The following is a 3,784-nucleotide window of genomic DNA, read 5'->3' on the forward strand; positions in this document are numbered from 1 at the left end:
TCGACAGAGTGCCGGGCGCACCGGTTCGTGTTCGTGCTTCGACAACGCCGCCGCGGAGAGCTTCTTCGCCGTCCTGAAGGCAGAGATCGGTACGACCGTCTGGGAAACCCGGGCGCAGGCTCGGCAGGACGTTTTCCGGTGGATCGCGGAACATTACAACCGGGAGCGGCTCCACTCGACCATCGGCTACATCACGCCGTACCAGGCAAGGGTCCGCTGCCATCGACGGCTGGACCTCGCGGCATAAAACAGAAGTGTCGGGACCTGAGGGGTCACTTCAGGCCGTCTGGATGACGAATTCCTCGTCGTCAATGCTGAGCAGGCGGGGACGGCCTCCCGCCCACTGAGGGTCCAGGCAGGCCAGGCCGATCTCGTTGAACCGGTGGATCACATCGCGGACCGTGTCCTCGTCCGCCTGGACCAGCTGGGCGATCACCGGCACCCGGTTCCCGCCGGCCGACGCCAGCAGCATCATTGCGCGGCGGTAGCGCACCGAACTGGTACTGCCCCGGCGCACGATCTGCTGCAGTCGTTGTCCTTCCTGGTCGGTCAGTCTGCGTACTCGTACTGGTTCCGCCATTGCTTCTCCCGCTGCCAGCCATGCCCGAGCCCGAATACGCGACTCGCTTAGCATCTCCTGTCATGAGCGATTCAGAGGATCTTCTTGCCTGGCTGCAGGACTGGTACGCGCAGCAGTGCGACGGCGACTGGGAGCACGAGTGGGGTGTGAAGATCGCCACGCTAGACAACCCCGGCTGGACCGTCGAAATCGATCTGGAGGAGACGGACCTGGAAGGCCGCGAGTACCCCCGTCAGGACGTCAATCGCAGCACGCAGGACTGGGTCTGGGCCTGGACCGCTGAGAAGACATTCCACGCCGCGTGCGGCCCCGGAAACCTCAGCGAGGCTCTTGCGCTTTTCCGTACCTGGGCCACCACAACCACTCCCTGAGCCAGTGCAGAGCCGGAGGCAGGGAACCGGTGAACCTATGCGGTCAGAGCACTAGACCTAAGGGGAAGCGCGGGGGTGGGCCTGGGGAGTTGCGATGAGCAACTCTGAGGCCATGTGAGGACGAGGTGGGCAGATCAAATGTCTCCATCAGGGGTGGGGCCACTTCAACCCGTTCCTCCGGGACACCACCTGAACCATTCACCCACACGGCCCAAAAGTGGGGCCACTGCAGACCGTTCCGGTGGGGCCAAAACAACCCGTTGAAAACACTCAGAGCTGAGGTCCATTGCTCGGTCATGGACGGATGGTACGCAGCAGCCTCGCAAGCCACCGAGGGCTTTGTGTAGACCCTCCGGTGCTGAGCACCGGCCTGCGGCGGGCCTCGCCGCGCACAGTCTCACCTATCACTGGGTCCACCGGCTCGGCCCGCTCACGCTGGACCCGGCTCACGCCCAGGCCCCGTCGTGCTCCTCGCCGCCCGCCTCGAACTCTCCCGCCAGCCGCCTGGACGAACTCCACTGGGGCGCCGGGCTGGCCGAGACGGCCGCGGCCTCAATCGCGTTGGCCCTTGCCACCTACGGGCCGGGGACGTACGCACGGGTCCTCGCCTCCGGACAGGTCACCGCTGGCCTCTCCCCGAGCGCAGCCCGGCAGGTGACCGAAGCGCTCAACACCCACCCGGCGCAATCTGCCCCGTCATGGCGGCCCCGGCGCCGCGGGCTCGGGCACGGCTGGAAGGGCATAGCCACAGGGCGCTGAGCGGCAGGAGGGCTCAGTTGTCCGGGGTCAGCTCTCGGTTGGTGCCGGAGCGGCCGATGTCCAGGTCGAGGAGCGTGGTCAGCGCTGTGCCGCTGTTCCAGAAGCCGAGCAAGTCGACGTCTTTAGCGACCATGGATCCGTTCGCCTCGCCCTTGACCAGCTGCGATGCATTGCGAAAGCGTCCGCGACGAGGCACATCTGCCCGGCGCCACCTGGAATCAGTGAGTCCCGGTGTGGCCGCCGCGCAGCGCTAGCCTCGCCGTTTCGGTTGGGGTGATGAGACGTCGCTGATCGTCTGCTGCCAGGTGGGCGAGGTGACTTCGTTGCTTGAGCATGGCGGAGTCCCGGCGCGGGGGTCGGGTTCTCCAAGGTCTTTCGGGTCGTGGGCGGTCAGGGGTTTGCTGGTCAGCTGGCGGGACGGGGCAGTGCGGCGAGGCGGTGGAAGGCCGTGGCCAGTTCGTGTCTCCAGGGCCAGGTCTGCGATATCCGCAAGCGCAGTCGCCGACCGCCCCGGGTGAGGCGGGCGGCGACGTGCAGCAGCCGGTAGCGGAGCTTCTTCGGCTCGGCAGCCGCCAGCTCCCCGTCCAGCAGCAGGACGCGCATCCAGGCCAGCAGGTCGATCGCCGCGAGGCTGAGTTCGAGCCAGGCCGAGTTGATCGTGAAGTGGCGGGAGGGGAAGCGGCCGAAGCCTGTGGTCTTGCCGCACCGGATATGGTCCTCGACGGTGGCATGACCGCGGTGGCGGACCTCCAGGAACTGGGCGGAACCCACCACCGGAGTAGGGGGTGTCGGTCAGGAGCACCTGGTGCCTCAGGCCCTCGTCCTGGTCGAACAGGGACAGCTGGGCGCCGGGGTGTGGTCGCTCGCGGCGCACGATGATGCGCGTGCCGGCCGGATAGCCGGTCAGCTCGACCATCCCGGTCAGCTCGGTGACCTCGGCGCCGGCACGGAGCGAGCCGTCCTGGTCCAGGGCGGGATGCCAGAGATGGTCGGGCATGGCCCGGATCGCGTGGCGGACCGGCTCGGTGACCGCGTATCCGACTGAGAAGAAGGTAATGATTCCTCGTTTCCGCACGTCTCGGACGTGGGTGAGGAAGGCCTTCGCGGATCCGGCGCTGTCGGTGCGGACAAGGATGTCAGTGCCGTGCCGGTGGGCGTCGGGGATCTGCGCGAGTGCCTGGTCGAGCACCGTGATGTGGTCGCTCGCGGTGTTAGCGCCGGCGTTTCCGGGCCGCAGCCGGCCGGACAATCCCTCTCCCGTGTTCGCGAGGAAGCACAGCAGCGGGTGGAATCCGAAGCCGCCCTTGTAGGTGGGTGCGGCCTGGTCTTTCTCGGAGTGGCAGGTGACCAGCGTGGCGTCGAGGTCCAGGACCAGCCCGGGCAGCATGCGTCCCGCGGCCCGGACTGCGGGTATGCCCTCACCTTGCTCGGCGGCTTGCAGCCAGGCGACTTCCCGGGCCTGGGCACGGGCCGAGCGCAGAGCGGTCAGTGTCCTCTCGTCGGTGTCGGCGAGCAGTCGCCAGGCCGTCGGTGTCGAGGCGACGGGGCCGAACACCTCGCCCTGGTCCCGCAGAACGGCCAGATCCGCGATGGCCTCGCCTCCGTCGGCGAGCATCACCGCCAGGTCGGTGGCGATCCGGCCCGGATCATGCCCGGTCCCGCGCGGCCGAAGCGGCCTGAGAGCGGCGGAGTACGCGGCGGTCAGCCCGGTGGCATCAGCGAGATCCGCCAGCAACCGTGCCCCGGCATGCCCGACCACCCCGGAACCATCGGCGCTGACACGGACCTTGGGACGCAACCCGATAGCCTGCACGTAGAAAGTGCCCTCCACTTGGACCGACAGAACCCCTCAGCAAAGTTCATCGTTCCAAGTCAGGAAGGCACTTTCGCGTTTCCGCCTCACCAGCTGCCGTACCACACCGAAACGGCGAGGCTAAGGGTTGTCCCGTAACTGCTGGTCACAGGTGAGATGATCTTGGTGTGGCTGGTGTGATCACGGCGTCGGAGCCGTCTTGGATAGCCCCGTTCACGGGGCTGAGTCCGCGCTGTTTCGGGAAGCTGGTGACCGTTTTGC

At 67.3% G+C, this 3,784-nt stretch carries 2 protein-coding genes and 3 pseudogenes; 3 read left to right on the forward strand and 2 right to left on the reverse strand.

Going from position 1 to position 3,784, the window contains the following annotated elements:
- A partial coding sequence (locus AB4039_RS41710) for an integrase core domain-containing protein (protein ID WP_442273249.1) occupies nucleotides 1–247 on the forward strand: 247 nt, incomplete at its 5' end.
- A 33-nt stretch (nucleotides 248–280) separates the two neighbouring features.
- Here the strand turns inward: AB4039_RS41710 and AB4039_RS41715 are convergent.
- Nucleotides 281–580: pseudogene (locus AB4039_RS41715) on the reverse strand (helix-turn-helix domain-containing protein); the annotation flags it as partial.
- A 62-nt stretch (nucleotides 581–642) separates the two neighbouring features.
- Here AB4039_RS41715 and AB4039_RS41720 point away from each other — a divergent pair.
- Nucleotides 643–951, forward strand: coding sequence for an immunity 53 family protein (locus tag AB4039_RS41720; RefSeq protein WP_442273250.1), 309 nt, complete (start codon nucleotides 643–645; stop codon nucleotides 949–951).
- A gap of 1,164 nt (nucleotides 952–2,115) precedes the next feature.
- On the opposite strand, the pseudogene AB4039_RS41725 reads toward AB4039_RS41720, so the two are convergent.
- A pseudogene (locus tag AB4039_RS41725) lies at nucleotides 2,116–3,553 on the reverse strand (IS1380 family transposase).
- 137 nt (nucleotides 3,554–3,690) lie between these two features.
- On the opposite strand from AB4039_RS41725, the pseudogene AB4039_RS41730 reads away from it, so the two are divergent.
- Nucleotides 3,691–3,784, forward strand: a pseudogene (locus AB4039_RS41730) (IS5/IS1182 family transposase); the annotation flags it as partial.

The sequence above is a fragment of the Streptomyces sp. M-16 genome, from assembly GCF_052114405.1.
Lineage (GTDB): Bacteria > Actinomycetota > Actinomycetes > Streptomycetales > Streptomycetaceae > Streptomyces.